The sequence below is a fragment of the Pseudoalteromonas holothuriae genome (assembly GCF_945859825.1).
GTDB classification, from domain to species: domain Bacteria; phylum Pseudomonadota; class Gammaproteobacteria; order Enterobacterales; family Alteromonadaceae; genus Pseudoalteromonas; species Pseudoalteromonas holothuriae.
In genome coordinates, this window is sequence record NZ_CAMAPC010000019.1 from 1 (window position 1) to 24,310 (window position 24,310).

The following is a 24,310-nucleotide window of genomic DNA, read 5'->3' on the forward strand; positions in this document are numbered from 1 at the left end:
CTGTGCCCAAGGTGTCATCAGCTTCAATGATATCACCCACTTTAAATGGTTTGCGTACCCCCATGACAACACCAGCAATGAGGTTTTCAGTCATATCTTGAAACGCAAAACCAATAGCAAGACCAATGATACCCGCACCGGCCAACAAGGATGCCACGGCACCAGAGAGCCCCATAATGTCCAAAGCGAAGAAAAAACCAATGGCAATGACCACTAAGCGAATAATAGCAGCTAACAGCCCAGCAACTTGGGTGGAGTGAGAGGCTTTTTTGATGAGCTTAAGTGCCCACCGAGAAATAATGCTGGAGAGAAACAAAAACACCACGAAGATAACAATGGCTACTACCAAGTTAGGGAGGTTTTTAATACTCAGCTCGGCCCAGCTGTCCATCTTTTCATAGATGAGTTGCCAAAATTTTTCTAATGAGAGGTTATTCATTGTGCGCTCGCTATTTAATTAATAATGAGGTGTGGTGAGGCATTATTTATGCCAGCCGCTTAGATACACTGCTTTATCGCGTCTGGATGAGTCATGACAGGTTGGGTCTGTAATTTTTGCCTGTAAAAACTACCGTGTTATGAGAAAACTACACATAGGGGGGCGTGGTGATTGGGGTGGTTAATTGTAAGTCATTGAATTTTAACTGTTTTAAATATGGCACACGCCGTGCATTAACTAATTCGTCAAAACAACTTAAAGGAAAATGATTATGAAACGCACTCTACTTACAATGGCATTAGCATCAGCAGTAACTGTAACGTCAGTACACGCAAAAGATAACGCTTGGGAAAAAGAAGCAAGTGATGCGTGGATTGATGGTAAAGCAGAAGCAACATTGCTTTTCAATACCAACCTAGATTCATTTGATATTAATACCGACGTACACAATGGCGTGGTGGTACTTACTGGTAAGGTTGAGCATAACGTTGATAAAAAACTAGCAGAAGAACTAATCACTGGCATTGATGGTGTGAAAGACGTCGATAACCGCATTAGCCTAGTAAAAGATGTGGACCACAAGACACTTGAAAAAGAGCGTGGTATGGATGAATCAAGCTTTACTGACGCTAAGATTGCCACGGTTATTAAAACACGTTTGTTATTTGATACTGACATTAGCGGTACAGATATTGATGTAGACGTTGAAAACGGCAAAGTAACCCTAACGGGTGATGTAGACTCAGATTCTGAAAAACAACTTGCTATCGCGATTGCGAAAAACGCTGATGATGTAAAGCATGTTGATGACAACCTACGCATTGATAAAGAGTCGTAAGTAATACGGCGCTATCAATTTAACTAAACAGTATTGAGCGCGATTAACCGCGCTCACCTTTTCTATCTATTTTTAAAATAAATATTCTCTGCAAAAAATTAAAAGGAGCCATTATGCTTAATCGCTTTTCTGTATCATCTATTTCTTTAGCGCTGATTTTGGGTGCATCAAGTGCCTCAGCATTGGCCGCTGATAGTAATTACTTTGACTTTAATGGCGAGCCAAAAGTGTATACGGGTATTGGTTATGGCCAATATTCATTTCAATGGGATGACAAAGAGAACGACACCAGCTTTGATGATGATGCATCCATGCTTAAAGCCTATGTAGGTACGGCGCTAAATGAATACTTTAGCGTTGAATTAGCCTATCAAAATTTTGATGAAGCCAGTGATATAGACAGCAACGCCGAACTTGACGGTGTGTCATTGGCTGCCCGTTTTTCAGCGCCTCTTAACGAGCGTTTTTCATTATATGCAAAAGGCGGTTGGTTAGAGTGGAATGCAGATATTTATGCCACTATTCCTGATGTAGGGCGTATTGGTCGCGAGCTGGACGGCGGCGACTGGTTCTACGGTGCGGGGATTGCCTTTGGCGTAACGCAGAATGTTAATATGCGTCTTGAATATGAACGTTATGAGCTTGATGACCGTATAGACCCCAATATGGATGTGGCATCCGTCTCTGTTGAATACGTTTTCTAAGTTTCTAGAATGATATTTTAACAACGCAACTTCTCCCCTGTGTATGTTGTTTTTAGCCACCTTGTTTTGCAAGGTGGCTTTTTTGTGTTTGTTTGGTGCGTTCTCAGTCAAGCTTGAAAAGGGGAGTGCTTGGGGAGCCTAGATTTGACAGCGGATGAATGTACGTAGCGAATAAACTAAAAGAGTAGGTTAATTTTACAGAGTAAAACTTTCTCAAGCGCGTAAATCTGATTAACCCTTAAAATAGAATTTTCTCAAGTTGTTGTTTTTATTGTTTTTAATCTTGGTTTGGTTGTTGCATATATCATTGTGAACTTAACTATTAAGGAGAAAATTCATGAGTACGCAGAATAACGCAAGTAGCAGCAAAGCTAATTCAAAAAACCAAGCTAATGGTAAATTAGAGAACATGCACCCTGTGGCTGACCAAGTGGCGGAGTCACTACATCACACAGTCGATTCTTTACACGATAGTGCAGCACGTACCGAAGAGAACTTAAGAGAAAAGAGCGATGCGTCGGCACAGTCACTTAAAGCGCAATCTCGTTTAGTACAAAAAAAATGGAATGAATCTGGGGTAAAAAAATATGCCACTGAAAACCCAGTTAAAACTGCTGGTATGGCCTTTACCGCGGGTATTGTATTAAGCATGTTACTAAGGAAAAAATAGCATGAAAGAGTCTATTAGCCCTCATCACAATGAGCGAGACTCAAACGACTTAGGAGCGCAGCTTACTGCGCTTTCTGAGCAGAGCGCTCAACTTGTTACCAGCTATGGTGATGTAATTACTGATTTTATACGCTTACTTAGAGCAAAAATTAAGGCAAATGCAGCGATGCTCTTAAGCATTTTCACGCTCGTTATTGCAGCGACAGTGTTGACGAGTTTGGTTTGGGTGAGCCTTCATGTCTTATTTGCCTATGCCTTAGTGTCTTTAGGGTTGAGTTGGTTTTTCGCAGCAGGATTAGTGATGACAATTAATATTGTGCTTGTGTATTACCTGCTGATCACTGCAATTCGACTTTTTGATAAAGCGAGTAGCGATTTGCTGGACGATTTTTTAAGCATAAAAAAATAGGTGTATGATGACCAGATTAGCGGATTACATTCATAAAAAAATATACCAAGATGTGGTGCTCAAAGAGTGTAAATATCGCCAGCGTCTAGATGAAAATAAATATATTAAAATGCAAACACTCAATACAGTAAAAAGTTTGGTGAAATCTCCCATTGTACTTACCGGGCTTGCACTTTCAGGTTTATTGGTAGGACAAGGTAGCCGTTTCGCTACCTTAAGAAGGCTGGTGCTGCTAAGACGTATACTTAACCAAGTAAGTTAAGTCTTAATAAGTTGTTGTAAATCTGGCAAAGATACAGGTTTGAGCAGCACCTTATCTACATCATATTTAGCTAATAGCTCGGGTTCGGGATCTGAACCGCTGACAATGGCTATATTTTGTGTTGGGGCTAAGGCTCTAATTTTGCTTGCCGCATCAAAACCTGAACCATCAGGCAAAGTCAGGTCTAATATCACTAAGTCAATATTTGTTGTACATTCAAAGCAGGCCATGCAACTTGCAATATCATGCGCACTTTGTACCTTAGCGCCAAGTGTTTGTAGTAACAAGGTCATCAGCTCTCTTGCATCTTCATCATCTTCAACCAACAAAATGTTATCTATTTGATTACGCTTTTTGGCTGTTTTTTCATTTTGAACGGTATGGGTATGACCTAAATAAAAAGATAGGCAACGGTATAAATCATCGATATCAATTGGCTTAGTCAAGCAATCGTTAAATCCAAGCGCCGTGAGTGTTTCTTTATTACCTTTTAGTGCAGCCGCGGTAAGCGCAACAACCGGAACAGTTATGGCATTTTTCCTGAGCGTGACAATCGCCTCTCGACCATCCATTTTTGGCATATGCAAGTCCATGAGTACCATATCGAATGTATGCGAGTGACTCAATAAATCCACGGCTTCAACGCCATTTTTTGCCGTGCTTACAGTCACACCACTACTACTTAGAATGTTGATGATCAGCGCTCTGATCTCTGGAATATCCTCCACTACCAAAACATGACCCGTTAACAGAGGTTTATTTGTGGGTGTTGATGAGGATACTTGCAGGGTTTGTAAGTCAAGAGGTGCTAACTCTAATCGACGCCCGACATCATCATTGGTATCTATAAAAAACGAAAACTGACTACCTTGTGCTAATTTTGATTCAACGTGAAGACCACCGCCTAGCAACGTAACAAGCGCACCACTAATTGCAAGTCCGAGCCCAGCACCTTCTTCTTGTCGGGTTGTGGTATCTTGTACTTGCTCAAATGGCTTAAAAATACGCTTTAATTTATCGGTGGGAATGCCAACGCCTGTATCACTAATCGTGAAGTGTAACGTACCACTGTTTTGATATTCTAGCGTAACCAAGATATGCCCTGAGTGGGTAAATTTAATCGCGTTGTAGATAATATTAATAAGGACTTGGCGCAACCGTGTATTGTCACTATAAATTTGCTTGGGAATATCGCTAAGGGCACTAATCTTGAAGTCTAGATTCTTTTTATTTGCGGCGACTTTAAATAGACTTTGTAGGTCAGCTAAAAATGGCGCTAAGGGCATCCATTCTTTAGTAAGCGATAGTGCATTAGCTTTTATTTTAGATAAATCTAGCACATCGTTCAACAGGGTTAATAAGTGCTGACTATTGTTATTGATAATAGATAATTCAGGCTTAATATTATCAAGCTCAGCGCGGTTTAACAGCAGGTCGGTGTACCCCATAATGGAAGTCAGCGGGGTGCGTAGTTCATGGCTTAGGTGTGCCAAAAACCGATCTTTAGCGCGGCTATCGGCTTCCACTTTTAGGCGTTCAATACGTTCATTCGCTAATTCTGTTCGCGCCAATGCATAGCGAATAGCGCGAATAAAACGTACGCTATTGATTTCAGATTTTACTAAAAAATCTTCCGCGCCCAGCGCTAGCGCTTGGTTATCTAATACTTCGTCTGCCTGGCCGGTGAGCATAATAAAAGGTGTAGTGCAGAGCATTTTCTTTGCGACTTCGAGTACTGACAAACCGGTGTGAGCACCCAGCTGATAATCTAATAAACATAAGTCAAATTTTGCATGCTCTAATGCATGAATGATATCGTCAAAATTACTTAACCAAGTAATATTAAAATCATAATCAGGCATTTCTTGCAGGTAATCTAGGGCGAGCATATAGTCATCTTCATCGTCCTCAACCAACAGCAAATTGACTAAGCGGTTATCGCCCATGTTGTTTCTCCTTTTTATGGTAACTCGACAATTTCTATCCAGTACTTACCGAGGTTTTTCATAAGTTCAACCAGCCCATCAAAATTAACTGGTTTTGCTATATAAGATGCAGCGCCTAAGTCATATCCTCTAATTTTGTCTTCTTCCTCTTTAGATGTGGTTAATATGACAACGGGAATAGAACGAAGCTGAGAATCTGCTTTAATCTCTCTTAAGGCTTGCCTGCCATCCATTCGGGGCATATTCAAATCTAATAATATTAAGCTGGGTCTAGGAAAATCTTGGACATTGCTAAATTTTCCTTCATTTCTTAGGTACTCAAGCAATTCTACGCCATCATTAACAAAGTTGATGGTATTGAGCACCCGGCTTTGCTCAAGTGCATCTTGTGTGAGCATACGATCATCTTCGTCATCGTCTGCCATCAATATGCTAATGCTTTGTGGTTTTAAGTAGTTCATGCTTATTATCCTTAGTGCTGTGAATATTTGCGTCAATGGGTAGTAACATAGTGAAAACAGCACCTGTTTGGGCGGGGCTGGATGCGCTAATTTCGCCGCCATGGCGTTCAATAATGCGTCTGCATACAGCGAGCCCTATACCTGTACCGGCATAGTCTTTGCGTGAGTGTAAACGTTGAAATGGGGTAAATATTTTTTCTTGGTATTCTGAGTCAAATCCAATGCCATTATCAGTCACGGTTATTTTTATCCACGACTCGTCACCTTGGTTAGTCAAGTGTTCAGGCGCAGTAGTTACTTCACATTTTATGTCAATGACAGGAGGCTCGTTTGCTCGTCGAAACTTAATTGCATTGGAAATTAAGTTTGAGAACAGCTGAGTTAACTGACTGGCATCTGCAGTAATTTGGGGTAATGGGTGTACTGTGACTTTACTGTGACTATCTTCAATAGCCACTTCTAAATCTTCAATCACTTTACTTAAAAGTAGGTTGAGGTCTACCTCAATAAATGGCTTTCCGCGCGTAGTAACACGAGATAGCTCCAACAGGTCGGTGATTAATGTCGACATTCTCATGGCTGCTGAATTCATTCGCGCAAGGTAGTCTTGGCCTTTGTCTCCAAGTTGTTCGCCATAGGTGGTTGTTAATCTGTCACCAAAGGCACGTATTTTTCGCAAAGGCTCTTGTAAATCATGAGAAGCGACAAACGCAAAGTCTTCAAGTTCTCGATTACTGCGATTTAGTTCTTCAGCATACACTTCCAATGCATGGGTACGTGCTTGTACTTTTTGCTCTAAAGTTGCGTTGTATTGCTCTAAGTTTAGTTTTGCTGCTTTTGTACTTTTGAGGTGCTTAATGAGCAATAAGAGGATCGCACCACAAAGTAAAATACTCAGTGCAGTAAACCAGACTACGTTACGTTTGGAATTTGCGCGGGCAATATCTAAGCGCTTCAATAAATCAAGCCGAATTAATGTCTCTTCGTGGATTATGATGCTGTATCTGTTGCGTAAATCAATGTCAGAATTTTCAACGTCTTCTAAAATTCGGTGTGTTGGGATGACATTGGATTGAGCGGCAAGCTCAATGCTGGCTTTGAGTGAATCAAGTTTTATTTGTGCGAGCCGGGTAAACTCAGCTATGCGCTGCTGCTGCAAGTGGCTATGCGATTGCACTTGTTTTGTGCGCTCTAAAGAAAGTTCAAACTGCTCAAGTGCTTTAGTAAATGGTGTTAAATGTTTATTTTTTTCAGAGATTAGAAAGCCACGATGGCTTGACTCCGCATTTAAAAGGTCGATATGTAAACTGTCAATTACCAACATTACTTCACTGGCTTTAGTCAAGTCTTTTTGAATTGTGGCAATATTTGTTATATTTTTTAACCCGATAACAGCGTTAAATATAATTGCAGCAACAATAATAACTGCACTTAGCGATACAAAACTAGAGGTGTTTAATGCTTTGATTAATTTATCCATATATTTAACTTAAAAGCTCATTAGTGAAGCTGCTCAATGAAACTTATTTGAGCAGCTGTTGCATTGTTTCGCTACATTCTTTGGCAGAGACAATTATTTGCTCTGCCACCTTTTTTATATCCTCAGGTGATATTGATTTATCCACCATTATTTTTAATAACTCGGCATTCATAGTGATATGGTTTAGTGGCTTTCTGGCATCATGAATGACAGTTTCAACTGATTGTTTATTTTCCATCATTGTCTCCTTTTTGCGAGAGAGTGTTAGTGTGTTTGCTCATAGGAATTTAATCGGTTGTAAAGTGTTTTGGTGCTAATTCCCAAAATTTTTGCTGCGTTAGTTTTATTACCATCGACGGATGCTAGAGTTTTATAGATCAGTTCTTTTTCTAATTCTTCAATCGTCGTGCCGACAGCTGTATCTGCAGAAAGTCTTGTATTTACAGGTGGTGGTGTAACCGGAGCGTGTGGCGATAGTATTTGTGGTGGTGGATTTGCGTTAGCAGGTGCTTGAGTTGCGCGAGAAAATGGAGAATCAAAAGAGGCAGGAAATACCAGTTTATTTTCTTGTAAGTCTGCCATGATAAATGCGCGGTGAATAGTATGTTTTAATTCGCGAATATTACCAGGCCAGTCATGCGCCATTAGCAAAGCCATATCAAGGTCAGTTAGCGCTAAACTGCTTTTATTTTGCTTGTTCATATCGTTTAAAAAATATTGGGCCAACAGGGCTATATCCTCTTTTCGTTCCCGTAACGGGGGGATCGAAATTGGAAAAACAGCTAACCGAAAATAGATATCTTCTCTGAGTACTTTATTTTGTGCTATCTCTTCTACCGAGCGGTTAGTTGCTGAGATAACTCTACAATTGACATCAATGCTTTTAGTACCGCCAACACGGGTGACCGTTTGTGTTTCTAGCACACGCAGTAAGTTAGGTTGCATTTCAATGGGCATTTCAGTTAATTCATCTAAAAATAAAGTGCCGTCTTGAGCCAGTTCAAATACGCCTTTTTTCTGGGCATTTGCACCTGTAAATGCGCCTTTTTCATGGCCGAATAACTCACTACCAATCAAGTCTTTTGGGATAGCGCCACAGTTAACAGAGACACGTTGGCCTGAAAGTTTACTGGCATTATGAATTGCTTGTGCAACCATTTCTTTACCTACACCGCTTTCGCCCAACAACATAATGTTGGCATCGGTTTGTGCCACACGCTCTATCATGCGATACATATCTTTCATTGTGCTCGACTCGCCAATTAAACAATCAAAGTATAGAGCGTGACTTTGTGTCTTATTTTTATTAGGTAAGTTATTTCCCCCAGCGTTACACAATACTTGCTTTAGGTCGTCAGCATCAATTGGTTTGGTTAAATGTCCAATTTCTGTGCTACATATTTGTGCAATGGCGTTTTTAACTGACGGGTGACCTGTGATCATGGTAACTTGTGTTGATATGCCATTAACGTTGATATGATCCAGCAAGTGCAAACCACTGCCATCAGGTAACATGAAATCAAGTAGCACATGATCAAAATGTTGCGTATCAAGCCACTGTTTTGCTTCTTTTAGTGTTGCAGCACTGAATACCTCGCATTCTAAATATTCTATTATCCGACATGCTATATCTGTAAATTCTAAATCATCATCAACCAACAAAACGCTTTTCACAATTTTATCCTTTTCACTCCCGCTTTTCTTAGTCTACCTTATTTTAACGCTAATTTATAATGGGTTAAGACGCGATAATAGACAAGCTTGCGGGTAGTACGTGAATTTTTAGCTCCGTTGCACTGTCAATTTCTCCGTCTATTGAATACTTAAGGTCTTGGTCGCTGTTAATTTGTATATGCTTTACATGGCAATGTTTTATATTCTTATTTTGCGCATCAGGTGCGCGCACACTGTTATTAAATAGTTCAGCCAAAGTAGTGAGTTGTTCTGTTGTGCTGTCTGTGTGATCAAGCTGGGTGACATCCAACAAACCATCTTGCCAATCAGGGGCACCACAGCCTTGTGCTAATACGGTACTAAATGGCGCTGCGTTAGCAACGACGATACTACTGCATTTAACCTCGTGCTGGGGTTGATTATCTAATGCAAGGTGGATGTTCAGCGCTTTATTGGTGACTAAAGCGCTGAAAAAACCTTTGATATAGGCAAGTTGACCTAACTCGTTTTTTTGTTCGCGACTGGCATTGTCAATCATTTGTTCCTCAAGGCCCAGTGCGACTACTAGCAAGGCAGTTTTTCCATTGCATTGCATAGTGTCCATTTTGACAGTCTTATGCTGGATTATGGCATCGCAAGCTTCGCTTATTGGGTCAATTTTGCTAGAAAACCCCCATAAAACATGTGCGAGTGCATTGGCTGTTCCCATAGGAATAATACCTAGGTGGTGGTGCGTGTTTTTTACTGCACAGGCTACTTGTCCAACGGTTCCGTCTCCACCACAGGCAACTAAAGTATGTGGTTCTTCATGGCTTTCAATTAATGATTCGCTGAGTTTTTTAACATCGGTATCTGCTTTGGTGAAATGAAATAAGAGTGTGTACTTTTTGGTTAATTCACCAATAATGGCGTTATCATGCTGAAACCATTTTCCAGAGCCTGATGCTGGGTTTATGATCAAACTTAGGTTATGCGCTTGATGCGCTTTGAGTTGGTTACTTAGCTTCACCAAACGTTTTAGCTGCTTTTTATTCAAGCGGGCTGTTCCTCTGATCTCTTGAACTTGCTCTATAACCTCTCTAACCGATATGTCAGGCTTTGAAGCAAGCAAATAGGCACAAAGCATGAAAAATGAGCGGCCTCGCCCTAAGGCACAATGTACAACTACTTTGTTATTGAGTTGGTGTTGCGCTTTAATCCAGTTAATAGCGTGTTCAAGTTGCTCTTGAGTTGGCGAAAAATGATCAAGAATCGGAATGTTAAGATAATAGAGGTTTTCCTGTTGAGCAGACCAGTTTAATCCATCAAATTCAGCAGTTACATCTAAAATAGCATTGACGCCCTTAGACTCTAACATATCTACATCACTGGGAAATAAACGACAGGCAAGGAATAAGTCATCGGTAATTTTTTGTATTGCTGGTACTTTGTCATGATGCCTCATAAACGCATTATAAAGCTGTGTGGCGAGTAAGTAGGGTAGTAAAATACATTTTATCCAAACAGGAATAGACCCTGTTGCTGATTTTCTAAATACACTGGGATAATTTGTACTGTAAGCGAATAAGACACATGCAAGAGAAATGCATAGCCATAATGCGGGCAAGAAAAACCAATTGTGGTAGCTCAGGACAACAAAAGCCACTGATAATAAAAATAGCAGCAAGTAGTATTTGATCATCTTCATTACTATCTCTTCCTTTTTATATTTAGCTGAGACTAATTCAAGAAACGTGCCTATATCAATTTGTATATTATTCATACGGTTATGCATTTTAATATGAGTTTCTGCAATTAAGACATGCACGGTTGTAGAATTTACACATACAGTAAAGGTACTTTGTAACTCTTACATAGGCACAGTTTAGTGTGTAACTTTTTGATTGTGCAGGTATAGAAAGCCGTTAATGATAAAAAGTAACTTGTTTAACGCAGAGCAGGTTATAAAGATCAATATTGAAAAAGATATTTTATGATTCGATAGAGTCGAGATATGAATAAAATCACAAGTTGAAAGTTGTTTAGTTTGCTCAGTTGTGCCATGTTTAAAAGGTTTTATGGCCTTTTATGCAATGTAGAGGTTTGATATAAAATAAACTTTTAAGTTTTTATTCTAATTTCTAGATAAGTGTGAAATATTAACCCTTTGATTTGTATTAGGAGTGTGCGTACCGCACTGTTAACCAAATGTTTAAAAAACTTTCTATCAAGCAGAAAATCATATTAGGCTTTTCTAGTTTTGGTGCGCTATTGTTAATATCTAGCGCATTAGCCTACACGGCGCTCAAGCAAATAAATCATGCCAACAGCAAAGTAAAAAATGTCGCGTTACCAATCTTGAAAACAGCTAATGCATTACAGTTACAGCAAAGTGCATTAAGCAAGTTAGTTTCAAAGGCATTTAGTGAAAACAACCCAACAAAAGTCAAAGAAATAGAAAATCGCTTTGTTCAATTACAGCAGGGTTATCAGAGAAAATTATCTGACTTACATGATGTTACAGCAAATAACCCACAATTCTCTACGTTACTAAAAGATATTGTGTCAGTGAGCACAAATATAGATCAGCATGCAAAATCATTATTATCAGCCAAACAAACGGTATTAGCTCAGCGATTAGCAATAAAAAATAGTGTGGGGCAGTTTGAACAAAGTCGCTCCATAGCAAGCGATGCAATGTTGAATTTGGAATTAGTAGAAACAGATAACGCGCGACAGCTAGCGGAAGTTGCAGGTACAGGTATTCGTATTGATGACATGATGTATACTTTGAGTGACAACATCAAGGTCGCAAACCAGTTGGAACTAGATAACTGGCAAGAGCAGCAACAGAGCGTGCAATTTTTACTAGGTAATATTCAAAACAACTTTGAGTTTTTAAAGCGCCAAGCTCAGGGGTTGGAGGTTGAACCGTTACTGAGTGAATTTAGTGAACAACTAGCGGTTATGAGTAAACTTTTAGATAAGCCCGGTCACCTTTATCAGCGTGTGGACAGCAAGCTCTCTGCCATTACCCAAACTCAAACAGCCTATCAACAGGCTGAGTCTGCAACTGAACGAGTACAAAATACACTCAGAGAATTGCAACAGGTATCAGATAACCAGTTGAGTTATTACGAAAACAGTGCGGAACAAAAAATAGAGCAAGCTCAAAATGCGGCATTGTTGATGGCACTTATCTTCATTTTGCTAGCTGTTTTCATTGCTATATCAACCAGCCGAGCTATGTTAGGCCCTTTGGCGGCAGTCAATAAAATGCTGGGCTATTTAGCTGAAGGTGACTTTTCTCGGGCAATGAAAAAGCGTAGTGACGATGAGTTTGGCATGCTGATCGACAATATTAATAGAGTAAAAGACAGCTTAAGAGTGTTATTAGAAGACATTAATTCTAAAGTACATGAGCTAGAGCAAATGTCTGATTCTTCACAGCAGCGAAGTCAGGTTTTGGCGAACAACTCTCAGCAGCAACTAAAGCGTATTGATAGTGCTGCCGGATTGGCATCTGACATAGCACTAAGCGCTCAGCAGGTCAGTGAGGAGTCTGCCACTACGTTAAACAGTATTAAAGAAGCAGAGCAACAAAGCCTGAGTGTGAATAAAATTGCCAACGATAACAGGCAACATATGTTGTCTCTTAACGGTAAAATGGCAAATGCAGTAGAGGTAATGGATAAATTAACTCAGCATAGTCAGAGCATAGGCTCAATTTTAGATACCATAGTATCTATTGCAGAGCAGACAAACCTGTTGGCACTAAACGCGGCGATAGAAGCTGCTAGGGCAGGAGAGCAAGGGCGTGGTTTTGCCGTGGTTGCTGATGAGGTGAGAACTTTAGCTGCACGTACGCAATCTTCGACTAATGAAATTAATACTATGATTGAATCGCTCCAGCAGGATACAAAACTTGCTAATAGTGCGATTGTTGATGGCCAAGGGGGGACTCAGGCTTGTGCACAACGCAGTGAGTCGCTATCTGAGGCTATTGAGCAGATAGAACAGATTTTGATACAAGTTAATGGGTTAAGCAGTCGAGCCAGTGACGCCGCGAATGACCAAGTGTCACATTGCCAGCAAATTGAAAGTGTGATGGCAAACGCTCAACATACCGCCAAAGAAAATGCCAGTGAAATGCAGCATATGGCTCAAGCTAGTGAGTCTTTGAGCCGCTTTGCCAACTCGTTAACTGCATTGGTAGAGCGGTTTAAGCTTTAACACTCACAGAGAGTAAAATATTTTGGCATTCTTTTAAGTTCATAAAGCAAGGGACTGGGTAATCTGGGTGTGCCTCTTTGAGTGCGCTGCTCGCCAATGTGTCAATATCTTCTTGACGTAGCTCTTCAAAATGCACTTGAATGTGCATACTGCCCAGTAGTTGCTCAATATGGCAGAGTAAATCCTCTGCTTGTTGAGCAATCGGGTAATCTAAAGACGTTAAGCGGCAGTGCCGCGCGATTAATGCCAACGTGCTGTCTACTCTGTTGCCATACCAGCGTAATACCGGCAGTAATAATACTGCGTTGGATAAGCCGTGTGCTGTGCCATAGTTTGCACTTAGCTGATGAGAAATAGCGTGTACATATCCTACTGAGGTACGGGTGAAAGCTTGCCCTGCATAAAATGATGCTAATAACAGCTGCTCTCTGGCATATAAATCTGAACCTTTACAATACGCGTTTGGCAAATAGCTAAAAATGAGGTCGCACGCTTGTAAGGCGCGTTGTCGGCTAAATGACAGACAGTTAATACTCAATAGTGCTTCTATTGCATGAGTTAGAGCATCTATCGCTGTTGTTGCGGTTAAGTGTGCAGGTAAACTGGTGCTCAACTGCGGCATCAGTACCGCATGTTGCGGCACCAGCGTAAAGTCTGTAGCGGCATATTTTAGTTGTTTTTGCGGGTCATTAACGACTGCTGCAACGGTGGTTTCAGCGCCAGTACCTGCGGTAGTTGGAATAGCAATATTAGGCGGCAGGCGTTTGCGTACTTTAAATAACCCCTTAAAATCAGTAACTGCTTTATTGGGCTTTGCCACTTTGGCACCAATTAATTTAGCACAATCAATAACCGACCCTCCACCGATGGCGATAATTGCATGGCAGTGATTTTGTTGGTAGTGGAGATAACCCTGTTCAACGTTTTTGATGGTTGGGTTAGGGTTAACGTCATCAAAAATGATAGGTGTGAGATCTTGCTTTGCGATACAGGCTAGTTGCTCAATGATGATTGGCAGTTCAATGAGAGTTTTATCTGTAACAATGAGCACATGACTGCCATTTTTAAGTTGCAGTGCTTTTATGGCGTTTTCGAGCGCCTCCTCACCTCGGTGTAACTTTGGATCAGGCACACCAATTAAGACAACAATGCATTTTAAAATAAAGTGATAACAGCGATAAAGTAGTGCCATGTGAGTGCTCGATTTTTAGTCTGGACCAAAAATGTAGCATAAAGCAGATGATTCATCTAATGTGGATGTGAAGAGTGCGTGTTGGATATAACAAAGCCGCTTAAAAGCGGCTTTGTTGGGACTGGCTATTAAGCTGTAAAGCTTACTGGGCGGCGTTCTTTTCGCTCGCCATCACGACGAGGAGCACGTTTACCTTCACCGCGAGAGTCTTTGCTGAAGCTGCGCTTCTTATCACCACCACGTGGTTCAGAGTTACCCGCGTCAGCTGAATGTGCACTCTTAGTCAACTTCATAGGACGCTTGCAGATGAACACATTCTGAAAATGTGATACGACATCAGCAGGCATGTTCTGTGGTAATTGAACCGTACTGTGTTCATTGAACAAACGGATATCACCAATGAACTTGCTTGAAATATCAGCTTCGTTCGCAATTGCACCTACAATGTTCTTAACTTGAACACCATGGTCACGACCTACTTCGATACGGTAAGTATCCATAGGGCCTTGTGAGCTATTACGTGGGGCACGTTCTGGACGCTCACCACGATTGTCACGGCTTTCACGACCTTTACGTTCACCACGAGCGCCTTCGCGACGGTCATCACGTCCACGGCCTTCACGGCGGTCATCACGTTCACGACGTTCACGCTGTTGGAACTTAATTTCTTCAACTTTAAGCGGAGACTGTTGCTGAGCTAAACAAAGCAATGCACCGGCTAAATCTTCTGAACTTAAGTCAAGCTTTTGCGCTAAGTCTTTAGCAACATCGTTAAAGAAAGTGATGTCTTTGTGCTCAAGCGCGGTTGCAAGTTTAGTTTGTAAACCTGCAATACGTTTCGCTTCTACCGCAGCAGCTGATGGTAATTCAACTTCAGCAATTTCTGACTTAGTGTGACGCATGATATTACGTAGTAAGTAACGTTCATTGTGCTTCACAAACAAGACCGCTTTACCTGAACGTCCTGCACGGCCAGTACGACCAATACGGTGAACGTATGCTTCACTGTCTTGTGGAATATCATAGTTGATAACCAAGCTTAAACGGTCAACGTCTAGACCACGTGCTGCAACATCTGTGGCAATAACGATATCAAGTAGGCCGTTTTTCAAACGCTCAACCGTACGTTCACGAGCTTGCTGATTCATATCACCATTAAGCGGAGCGGCTGAAAAGCCTTGCTGCTCAAGTAATTCAGCTAACTGTACAGTATCATTACGAGTACGAACGAATACAATTGCACCATCGTAATCTTCAGCTTCTAAGAAACGAACAATACCCTTGTTTTTGTGTACACTTGCACGCCAAAACACTTGCTCAACGGTCGATACCGTAGAGTTACGTGCAGAAATATGCACTTGCTCTGGGTTGTCTAAGTATTTAGCACAAATAGACTGAATTTGTTTTGGCATGGTTGCTGAGAATAAACAAGTTTGTTTATTCTTTGGCGTTTTTTCCATGATGCTTTCAACATCATCGATGAAACCCATACGTAACATTTCATCAGCTTCATCTAGCACAAGCGCGCGTAAATTAGACAGATCAATGGTTTTACGATTGATGTGGTCAATTAAGCGACCTGGTGTTGCAACAATAATTTGTGCACCACGGCGCAGAGCACTTAACTGAATGCCATAGCTTTGGCCACCGTAAAGTGCGAGTACTTCAACACCTTTAGTGTACTTAGCGTATTGTTCAAACGCTTCTGCTACCTGGATAGCAAGTTCGCGAGTTGGTGCAAGCACCAAAATTTGTGGCTGCTTAGTAGCCGGGTCAATATTGTTCAATAATGGTAATGCAAATGCTGCTGTTTTACCTGTACCCGTCTGCGCTAGTCCCAGTACGTCCTTTCTTTCTAGCAATAACGGTATACATTGAGCTTGGATCTCAGATGGTGTCTTGTATCCTTGCTCTTCGACTGCTTTTAAAATTGCAGGAGAAAGATCTAAAGATTCAAACGTGACTGGTTCTGACATTAATGCGCCTCAACGAATTTAAAGAGGCGCGCATTGTATAGGAAAAGCGAATCAAATGCTTGTACTAATTAGAACTAATTTATATGTAGTTGAAGTTGTACGTTTTTTAATCGCTCTATTTTGGGGTAATTAACAATGTATTTACTAATCGGTTATTGCTGAAGATATTTTAACCGAGCCAATAGCTCGGTTTTAATTGCATTAATATTCACATTAACGATATAAATCTAAGTGTTCTTTGGCATGAGCCTCAAACTCAGTAAATCCACCAATGTGATCTTGGTCGATGAAAATTTGTGGGACGGTTGGGCAGGGCTTACCTGCAGACTTTTCTAAGTCTTCTTTACTAACACCTTCTTTGATTATGTCTACATAACGAAAGTTAAAGTCATCTCGCTGTGCTGTTAAGCGCTCAGCAACTTCTTTTGCACGTACGCAGTATGGGCAACCTTCACGACCAAAAATAACAGTAAACATATAAAACCCTCATCGTTGATTAACTTTAATGTCTTCAGTTTAGAGGTTTTTTAGCGCAATGAAAGTGACTAAAAGCAATCACTGTCATCGAAAAAAGTGATTAGCTTCTGTAGAGCGTTTTGATCAGGTGGTAACCAAATTTGGTTTTAACAGGGCCATGCACTTCAAAAAGGGGCTTTTTGAATACAACGTCGTCAAATGCTTTGACCATATCGCCTTTGCTAAACTCGCCTAAGTCGCCCCCGCGTTTTTTTGATGGGCACAAAGAGTGTTGTTTGGCGAGTTTATTAAAATCGCCTCCTTTGATGAGCTTCGCTTTGATTGCTAGGCATTCTTTTTCAGTTTTTACCAAAATATGATAGGCACAGGCTTTTGGCATGATGACTCCTAAAATCGAATATAAGGCCAATGAACAAACGTATTAAACTAAATTGGAAGCATTAATGGCTCACTCCCTAGCTTTTTACTCATGCTCAATTTGGTGTAACAGCGAGATCATGCAGGGCTTGGCGGTAAAACACAAGCCCTAGAAGGGGAAATTATGACGCAAGATACAAGTTAAAAAGTAACGCTAAAGCCAATGGAAGGGCGCATTTCAAAATCGTCTTGCTCTTCTTTAATATATAAATCATCAACGGAATTTACTTTCTTGTAGTCAAGATCAATGTAGCTAATGTTGTCTTGTCCGTATGCATTCATAAGCTCAAGAATGAGCTTGCCATCAAGGCCAAATAGCTGTGTTTTTCTTTCAAAGCGAATATCAAGCCGATGATATAAGTCATGCCGTTTAGAAAAGGCGTCACCATAAACAGGTAAAAATCGGTTGGCATGTTCAGGGTTTTCTCGAACACCAACAATAGGTGTATAAGCTTGCCCACTGCGAGCGGTAAAGTTAAAACCGCCTTCCCACAGTTCGTTAATCTCGTAGTGGAGGACAGCATTGAATACTAGAGGTGTATCGGCAAAGTAATCTCGAGTAATGTTTTGTCTGGTATCTGTGCGCTCACTTTTAGCATAACTGAGCGAAACCCAGCCATACCAATTGTCGGTTTTATTTTTGCTCACTAGCAAGTCAACACCATAAGCGCGTCCTTCTACCTGATTAGTATAGAGTAGATGAGCATCTGGGGCGCTAGCATCAATTGCCAGTGGCAAGTCATCCATCGTTTTGTAATACCCTTCCACTGACCATGACCATTCGTGTTCAAGTTGCTGCTCAAAACCGAGTGTGAAGTGTTCTGATGTTTGTGACTTTAATTTTGGATTACCAACTTGTGGGATTATGTAGTCAACATCTTGCATTCGGTTATATTGGCCAAATTTAGCTATTATCGTACTGCTACCTGATAGGTAATAATTTAGCGCTAAACGAGGAGAGATAAAGTCCTCATCAGTATAGTCATTGTGTTGAAGTTGTACACCAAGCTCAGATTGCAGTTTGTTAGTTACTTGCCAAACATGTGTAAGACCGATAAACCCTGAATCGATGCCAATGTGTTGCTTACCACTGATACGCTCGCCTTTTTTAATATCGCAGTCTGGATCAAGTTCAGTACATAAATATTGAAATGTATCGTATGTATACGTTGTTTCATTATCAAAATAGGCAAAATCAGTGATTAATCTATGCAGTGGACTAATACGATAATTTAATTGCGCTTTGTAGCTATACTGTTGTTCTTTTTCTTGCTCGAAATACCCTGTACTGAGCGATGCTTGCTTACCATACTCAAGACGTCCAGAGTGATCGAGCACACCGACCCCAACCTTAAGGTGGTAATCTTTATTGTAATGATCCCATAATAAACTTTGACTATTAAATTCTCGAATGTATGTAGCATCGCCTTGAAACTCTGGTGTTTTTTGGGCTAATTCAGCACGTTCGTTGAACCCTGCAGCTGCTGAATCTTCAGCACCAGTAAAATTAAAAGTGAGTGTGTTATTGTTATTAATGTCCCATAACCACTTTCCTTGGTAATCATGGTCATCAGGAGCATCGTTGATGATAACGCCATTTTTCTCACCATCGTCATCTTCTAGCTCTTCACCCTCTGAGAAAAACAGTGGTAGGGTACTTTTGCGTGCAGAGAAATAGAATGCAGTATTGTCTGTAGCTTGACCTTCAATGAACATACCAGCATTGAACATAGTGAAATCAAGTGTTGTGTTAATTGGTTGGTATTTGGGGTTACGCAGTGTGACGTCAAATACTGCGCCAGTGGCATTGGAGTAGGCTGCCCCATATCCGGCAGAATAAAGTTGAAAATCTTGAATGATGTGCCGGTTGAAAATTGAACTGCCAAAGTCATGAAAAATATACCCCGCTGGCATAAAGTCAACTTCAAAAATATTGTCACTTGGAGATGAGCCTCGAACAGCAGGTTCACTCATCGACCCGCCTGCGGCAACAACGCCTGGTAATGCAAAAACTGCGCGTAATGGATCGCCCATCGCACCGGGCATTTCTATCAGCTTTTCGGTATCTTCAGTAATGGTGCTAGTAATACTGCTGCGTTTATAATGCACCTCTATATGTTCCATTTTATTTGATTTGTCTTGGGCCTGAGCACCAAGTGCAAAACATAGCATGATGGGTGAAAGAGGAAACGTTAGTTTATGAGCAAGAGAGAGCATTTTGATTCCTGAAATCAATAAGAAAATAACAGGGTTTAGTGTATCTTTAGTTAATGTTTAAGTGTTTTAGATTTGGGTAACAAAGTGTCATTTTATGCTACATAAACTTACAGTCTTAAACGTAATCCTAGTTCGCTTGAGTAGCCAACTGCACGTGCGATAATATTACTGTTTTCGTCTAAAACGTAGTAGCTCGGATAAGCACTAATTTGATAATTGGCTGAGATATTATGATTGCCCAGTAAGATAGGTAATGTCAGATCAAGGTCAGAGGCAAATTTTTGTATTTGTTCAACATTGTCATAATCTAATGCGATAGCAATTGCATTAATGTCTTTTTGCTCATATAGCTTATTCAGGTTGGGCATACTCAGTTTGCAAACTTGACACCATGGGGCAAAAAAGTAAACAACGGTTTTTTTGCCTTGTAGTGATGCTAAGCTTACTCGCTCTTGTGAAGACAGTGTGGGCAGTGAAAAATATGGCGCAGGTTGTGTGCCTGAATCTGCCAGCATATCCTTTTCTTGATAGCTACTAACAAGCAAAAAAACAACTAACGCAAAACATAATTGAGCAAATAGCTTTACCACAATGACACCTTTGATGACTAACGGTCATTGCAGTGTACACTGCTTTATTGGCTTACCAAAGTGCGTAAGGTATACATATTGGTAGATATATTGATATGCATACCTTCAGTGAGGTTAGCCTAAATATCTTTTGGCTTTTTGTGGCTTTATTTGTGTTAAATCAGCAAGGACTAAGCCATCAATACAATTATTGAAATCTGGATCGATACTAAAGCTCAAGAAATTAACACCCTCAGGCTCACAAATTTCAGTGTATTGCTTAAAAAGCGTAGGTACTTGGGCCCCTAAGTTTGCAAGTACGTGTTTAAGTTCTGCAAAATCTTCTTTAATATCCTGTCCATCAAATAGTGTTTGGTATTGACTTAGTTGTTGATTCGTAAGCTTAAACTCATTTTTAGGTTCTGCATGGTCTGCCAGTCGGGCAAAATAGTGCTTGTAGTGGTAAACTAACATTGCTTTTGCTTCATCAGGTAAACTGTTTGATAAGCTAACTGCGCCGAATAAGTACCTATGTTCAGGGTAGCGTTTTACAAATGCACCAATACCATACCAAAGATAGTCTAAGCTCTTTCTGCCCCAATATTTTGGCTGAACAAAGCTGCGACCAAGTTCTAGCCCTTGCTCAAAGTATGGTTGCATTTTTTCAGAGTAGTTAAATAGGCTATCGGTATAAAGGCCTTGTTGACCATACTCGCTAAGTACCTGTTTGGCACTTGCAAGGCGGTAGGCACCTACTAACTCTAACTGCTTGGGATCCCACAATACTAAATGCTGGTAGTGCATATCATATTTATCTATATCACGACGTTTGCCACTACCTTCACCCACAGCTCTAAATGCAATTTCTCTGAGTCTGCCAAGTTCTCTAAAAATTACCGAACTACCTTGATATTGGTATAAATAAATTTGCATGCCGTCTTGAGTTTGGCCGAGCACCTCACACACTTCTAGTGCTTTTTTTAGCTCTTTTTTACACTCTGGGACTGCTATGGGAGTTTGTGTTTTAAGTGGCAAAGACTTTTTGCTGTTTAGACGATATAGTTGCTTACGAATGAGACCAACGACTTCTTTATCTTTTAAATTCTCAATGATGTATGACTCGGGTGGAATACTTGCACCAATTTCAAACTCTAGCGACTTTTGTCGTTGTTTGAACATCTCTTTTACTAGGAGCAAACTTGCAAGTGGTTTATAAATCATTGATGTGCCGTAAAACAGCGGACTGTTTTTAGCTTTAATAAACACTGGCAATATCGGGCAGTTAGCTTTTTTAGCCATACGTAAAAAACCAGAGTTCCACTTACAATCTTTTATACCTGTAGGACCAAGTCGTGATACTTCACCTGCAGGGAATATTAACAAGGCACCTTCTTGTTTTAAGTGGTCTTGAATGTTGGCAAGTTCTTTTTTTCGGCTTGTGCCAGAGAGGTTATCAACAGGTAGGAGCAGTGAGTGCATGGGGGTGAGCGACATTAACATGCGATTGGCTATTACTTTTAAATCTGGACGCACTTTAGCAATGACTCGGATCAAAGCGAGAGCATCTAATGAGCCGATAGGGTGATTTGCGACAATAACAACACTTCCTTCGCTGGGGATATGTTCAATCTGCTTAGGTTTATAGCGAGCGTCAAAATCTAGTTCGTCTAGCACTTGTTCGACAAACTCAATACCTTGAAGGTGCGGGTAAGTGTCAGCAAATGCAACAAACTCTTGTTCGTGTAGCAAGTAGCCAAGTCCTTTTTTGACTAGCCCTTTCACTTTTGGAGAGTGTTCTAACTGCGGCAAGTTGGCTTCGATCACTTTATCGACACTGATCATAAAACGGTCCTATTGAATATCATTCATGCTAGATTAAAAATATCTAGTGACACCCATGTTGCAAAATTTTGTCATTTATATGACATTGAATGACTGAGTTATGTGATGACTCACTGGGCTTTTAACTGTGATTTAGTTAGCATAGCTTTATTGAATAATAAATTAGAGTTGTCTATGTCATTACTTGTTTGTGTAATGCAACGAAACAATGAGAAGTTGCTCAGCAGGTTAAAATCTCTTTTACCGAGTGTTGAGATTTACGAATGGCCTAATTGCCCTGACTTAGGCCAAGTTGAATTTGTTTTAGCGTGGAACGCGCCGGATGAACTTTGGGCGCAATTACCTAATTTAAAAGTGGTGCAATCTTTTGGTGCAGGAGTTGATGGTATCGCAATAAACTTACTTGCAAAGCAGGTCGTTGTAACACGTATTGTGGATAACCAATTAGCTGATGACATGGCACAGTTCGTACTTGCGCATATTTTGACCCATAAACTAAGAATAAAGCAATATTTAGCACAGCAGCAGCAAAACATATGGAAACCTAAGCGAGCGCATATTGGAAATCATGTTGGAGTGATGGGCTTAGGTGAATTAGGTAAAACGGTAGCTAATAAGTTGGTCATAAATGACTTTTTGGTCAGTGGTTGGTCAGCAAGCCCTAAGCAACTAAAAAACATAACGACCTATACAGGCCAAGATGGGCTAAATTTATTTTTGGCCGATTTAGATTATTTAGTGTGTTTGCTTCCTTTAACAAAGCACACAGAAGGTATTTTAAATAAAAGCTTATTTGCGCAACTGCCTAGTCATTGTGTTCTAATCAATGTAGCCAGAGGCCAACATGTTAATGATGAAGATTTACTATGGGCATTGGATAATGATGAGTTGGCTGGAGCAAGCTTAGATGTATTTACACAAGAGCCGCTTGATAATTCACATCCATTTTGGCACCACCCTCAAGTCTCAATAACCCCCCACTGTGCGGCGCTGACCAGTGTATCTGTTGTGTGTGAGCAGATAGCAATAAATTACTCAGCTTTGTTAAATAATGAAAGCCTTAAGAATGTCATTGATACGTCAAAAGGATATTAATATAAGCCCCTAGAGCTATAACAGAATAATAAAGGCATATTTTAGATTTGTAGCACAGTCTTGTGAAAATTGACTTTTATACCAATTTTATTAAAACATTGATCATGCTAGCGAGCTAGATACCTTATTAGCTGCGTTAAAAGTGACTCATGTAGAGTAACGACATACCGGAACTTTGCCTTGTGATTAAGTCATTTATCTATCGCAGTATCTGGTCATTTATTTAATGTAATTGGTATTACATTTGTTTTTTAATCTTTCCTTTGTACCTTTTGGGTCACAAAAAGTTCACTTTACATTCATTTTGCTGTATATAAAAACACCTTGTTAGTCCAGAGGATATTCAGTAGATTAGTAAAAAAAATAATAAAAAAGCAGAAGGCTATAAATGAAAAGTAAACAAAGTGGCGTAAAGTTCTCGATTGTACTTTTTTCAGTCATTTTCTTAGGTGTTTCAGCTTGGTTTACTAAGGCTCAAGCATATGAATTACCGGAGCCTCTGGTTACTGAGTATCTAACTATCGCTTAGCGTGGCGTTCTTTGTTTTCTAGTTTCTTTTCTTCGCTTTTTTTGAGTAAAACATAGGTTGCCGCGCTGCCACCGTGACAGCTGAGTGCGCTATGATAAGCCAGTACTTGAGGCATTTCTTGTAGCCACTTATTGGTATAGCTTTTAAGTATTGCAGGAAAAGGCTTACTTTTTAGGCCAAGTCCGTGTCTTACTAGCAGTACTCTAATATTTCGGCTGTAGCAATCCAACACAAAATCAAACAAAGCACTACGAGCCTCGTAAAAGGTTTTTCCATGTAAGTCTAGCGTTGCATCAATCTGGTATTTTCCCAAACGCAAGTTTTTGTATACACCTTCTTGAACACCCGACTTTTTAAATGCAAGCAATTCGAACGGATCAAGTAAATCAACATACTCTGTCGAGAGGAAATTACTATCGAAGTCGAGTTCCAGTTGTGCTGCGCGACGCTTTTCTAATTGAGCTATTGTTGGAGAGTGCTTGAGACGTGTTAGCTCAACATGATTAGTTTGTGCCAGCGGGGTGACATCGCCCATGGATGCCAAAAATAGTTCTTCATCTGTCATAGCCATACTGCACCTGTAAAACAAACTGAGAGTATGGCTAGGATTTTAGCTTAGTCGAACTAGGATGACTACTAACTAAGTTCTATTTGAGCAAAAGTGTATACTTTAAATAAATAAAAAGTATTAATTAGAATGAGACTTAAGTTAGATACCACACTTGTATTGACTAGATCCAAACTGAATGATAAAAACAGCAAGCCACATGCAGCAATGGCAGCTGCGCGTAGAAGCGTAATTTGATTGATGAAAAAGGCACCTAAGCCTAGTACTAGCAATACGATATTAATGAGCCAGTTGAACTCGTTGAGCATGGTCTGTATGGTCTTCCATTGTAGA

24 protein-coding genes are annotated in these 24,310 nt (G+C 40.3%); 8 read left to right on the top strand and 16 right to left on the bottom strand.

Annotation, left to right across the window (positions count from 1 at the left end; genetic code table 11):
- A partial coding sequence (locus OCI93_RS17455; RefSeq protein ID WP_261626934.1) for a mechanosensitive ion channel family protein occupies window positions 1-439 on the bottom strand: 439 nt, incomplete at its 3' end.
- Window positions 440-710: 271 nt separating this feature from the next.
- Here OCI93_RS17455 and OCI93_RS17460 point away from each other — a divergent pair.
- The 5 genes from OCI93_RS17460 (at window position 711) to OCI93_RS17480 (ending at window position 3,322) form a co-directional block, all read left to right on the top strand.
- The gene (locus OCI93_RS17460) at window positions 711-1,277 is read left to right on the top strand and encodes a BON domain-containing protein (protein ID WP_261595506.1); all 567 of its coding nucleotides are present in this window, start codon (window positions 711-713) and stop codon (window positions 1,275-1,277) included.
- 113 nt (window positions 1,278-1,390) lie between these two features.
- Window positions 1,391-1,981, top strand: a complete 591-nt coding sequence (locus OCI93_RS17465; protein WP_261626935.1) for an outer membrane beta-barrel protein — start codon at window positions 1,391-1,393, stop codon at window positions 1,979-1,981.
- Window positions 1,982-2,318: 337 nt separating this feature from the next.
- The gene (locus OCI93_RS17470) at window positions 2,319-2,651 is read left to right on the top strand and encodes a hypothetical protein (protein ID WP_261594225.1); all 333 of its coding nucleotides are present in this window, start codon (window positions 2,319-2,321) and stop codon (window positions 2,649-2,651) included.
- Window position 2,652: 1 nt separating this feature from the next.
- Complete coding sequence (locus tag OCI93_RS17475) at window positions 2,653-3,060, top strand: hypothetical protein (RefSeq protein ID WP_261594226.1); 408 nt, start codon at window positions 2,653-2,655, stop codon at window positions 3,058-3,060.
- Window positions 3,061-3,067: 7 nt separating this feature from the next.
- Entirely contained in the window at window positions 3,068-3,322 is a 255-nt protein-coding gene (locus tag OCI93_RS17480) for a hypothetical protein (RefSeq protein WP_261626936.1), read from the top strand.
- Here the strand turns inward: OCI93_RS17480 and OCI93_RS17485 are convergent.
- The 6 genes from OCI93_RS17485 to OCI93_RS17510 all read right to left on the bottom strand — a co-directional run bounded on the left by OCI93_RS17485 (window position 3,319) and on the right by OCI93_RS17510 (window position 10,645).
- Window positions 3,319-5,268, bottom strand: a complete 1,950-nt coding sequence (locus OCI93_RS17485; RefSeq protein ID WP_261626937.1) for an ATP-binding response regulator — start codon at window positions 5,266-5,268, stop codon at window positions 3,319-3,321. The two genes, OCI93_RS17480 and OCI93_RS17485, sit on opposite strands and share 4 nt — an antisense overlap.
- 14 nt (window positions 5,269-5,282) lie before the next feature.
- The gene (locus tag OCI93_RS17490; RefSeq protein WP_261594229.1) at window positions 5,283-5,729 is read right to left on the bottom strand and encodes a response regulator; all 447 of its coding nucleotides are present in this window, start codon (window positions 5,727-5,729) and stop codon (window positions 5,283-5,285) included.
- Window positions 5,701-7,209 carry a sensor histidine kinase gene (locus tag OCI93_RS17495; protein ID WP_261594230.1) on the bottom strand — a complete coding sequence of 503 codons (1,509 nt, stop codon included), beginning with the start codon at window positions 7,207-7,209 and terminating at the stop codon, window positions 5,701-5,703. The genes OCI93_RS17490 and OCI93_RS17495 overlap by 29 nt, the downstream gene beginning before the upstream one ends.
- 43 nt (window positions 7,210-7,252) lie before the next feature.
- Window positions 7,253-7,447 (bottom strand): histidine kinase, encoded by a 195-nt coding sequence (locus OCI93_RS17500; protein WP_261594231.1) that lies wholly within the window; start codon window positions 7,445-7,447, stop codon window positions 7,253-7,255.
- A 26-nt stretch (window positions 7,448-7,473) separates the two neighbouring features.
- Complete coding sequence (locus tag OCI93_RS17505; RefSeq protein ID WP_261626938.1) at window positions 7,474-8,883, bottom strand: sigma-54-dependent transcriptional regulator; 1,410 nt, start codon at window positions 8,881-8,883, stop codon at window positions 7,474-7,476.
- 64 nt (window positions 8,884-8,947) lie between these two features.
- Window positions 8,948-10,645 carry a diacylglycerol kinase family protein gene (locus tag OCI93_RS17510; protein ID WP_261594233.1) on the bottom strand — a complete coding sequence of 566 codons (1,698 nt, stop codon included), beginning with the start codon at window positions 10,643-10,645 and terminating at the stop codon, window positions 8,948-8,950.
- Between the two features lie 425 nt (window positions 10,646-11,070).
- Between OCI93_RS17510 and OCI93_RS17515 the strand changes: the two genes are divergently transcribed.
- Complete coding sequence (locus OCI93_RS17515) at window positions 11,071-13,095, top strand: methyl-accepting chemotaxis protein (protein WP_261626939.1); 2,025 nt, start codon at window positions 11,071-11,073, stop codon at window positions 13,093-13,095.
- Here the strand turns inward: OCI93_RS17515 and OCI93_RS17520 are convergent.
- From OCI93_RS17520 to olsF, 7 genes are all read right to left on the bottom strand, one after another.
- Entirely contained in the window at window positions 13,085-14,287 is a 1,203-nt protein-coding gene (locus OCI93_RS17520; protein ID WP_261626940.1) for an iron-containing alcohol dehydrogenase, read from the bottom strand. The genes OCI93_RS17515 and OCI93_RS17520 overlap by 11 nt on opposite strands.
- A 128-nt stretch (window positions 14,288-14,415) precedes the next feature.
- Window positions 14,416-16,263, bottom strand: coding sequence for a DEAD/DEAH box helicase (locus OCI93_RS17525; protein WP_261594236.1), 1,848 nt, complete (start codon window positions 16,261-16,263; stop codon window positions 14,416-14,418).
- Window positions 16,264-16,476: 213 nt separating this feature from the next.
- Window positions 16,477-16,740 carry a GrxA family glutaredoxin gene (locus OCI93_RS17530; protein ID WP_261594237.1) on the bottom strand — a complete coding sequence of 88 codons (264 nt, stop codon included), beginning with the start codon at window positions 16,738-16,740 and terminating at the stop codon, window positions 16,477-16,479.
- A 100-nt stretch (window positions 16,741-16,840) separates the two neighbouring features.
- A complete protein-coding gene (locus OCI93_RS17535; RefSeq protein ID WP_261594238.1) occupies window positions 16,841-17,119 on the bottom strand; it encodes a peptidylprolyl isomerase in 279 nt (92 codons plus the stop codon).
- Window positions 17,120-17,298: 179 nt separating this feature from the next.
- Complete coding sequence (locus tag OCI93_RS17540; protein WP_410007646.1) at window positions 17,299-19,374, bottom strand: TonB-dependent receptor plug domain-containing protein; 2,076 nt, start codon at window positions 19,372-19,374, stop codon at window positions 17,299-17,301.
- Window positions 19,375-19,481: 107 nt separating this feature from the next.
- Window positions 19,482-19,964, bottom strand: coding sequence for a TlpA family protein disulfide reductase (locus OCI93_RS17545; protein ID WP_261626941.1), 483 nt, complete (start codon window positions 19,962-19,964; stop codon window positions 19,482-19,484).
- 114 nt (window positions 19,965-20,078) lie between these two features.
- Window positions 20,079-21,785, bottom strand: coding sequence for a bifunctional ornithine lipid synthase OlsF (olsF, locus tag OCI93_RS17550; RefSeq protein WP_261594240.1), 1,707 nt, complete (start codon window positions 21,783-21,785; stop codon window positions 20,079-20,081).
- A 174-nt stretch (window positions 21,786-21,959) separates the two neighbouring features.
- Here olsF and OCI93_RS17555 point away from each other — a divergent pair, with 174 nt between their 5' ends.
- Window positions 21,960-22,880 (top strand): 2-hydroxyacid dehydrogenase, encoded by a 921-nt coding sequence (locus OCI93_RS17555; RefSeq protein ID WP_261594241.1) that lies wholly within the window; start codon window positions 21,960-21,962, stop codon window positions 22,878-22,880.
- Window positions 22,881-23,268: 388 nt separating this feature from the next.
- Window positions 23,269-23,409 (top strand): hypothetical protein, encoded by a 141-nt coding sequence (locus OCI93_RS17560; RefSeq protein WP_261626942.1) that lies wholly within the window; start codon window positions 23,269-23,271, stop codon window positions 23,407-23,409.
- Here the strand turns inward: OCI93_RS17560 and smrA are convergent.
- Complete coding sequence (smrA, locus tag OCI93_RS17565) at window positions 23,399-23,980, bottom strand: DNA endonuclease SmrA (protein ID WP_261594243.1); 582 nt, start codon at window positions 23,978-23,980, stop codon at window positions 23,399-23,401. The genes OCI93_RS17560 and smrA overlap by 11 nt on opposite strands.
- A 65-nt stretch (window positions 23,981-24,045) precedes the next feature.
- Window positions 24,046-24,285, bottom strand: a complete 240-nt coding sequence (locus OCI93_RS17570) for a hypothetical protein (RefSeq protein ID WP_261594244.1) — start codon at window positions 24,283-24,285, stop codon at window positions 24,046-24,048.
- Window positions 24,286-24,310 lie beyond the last annotated feature (25 nt).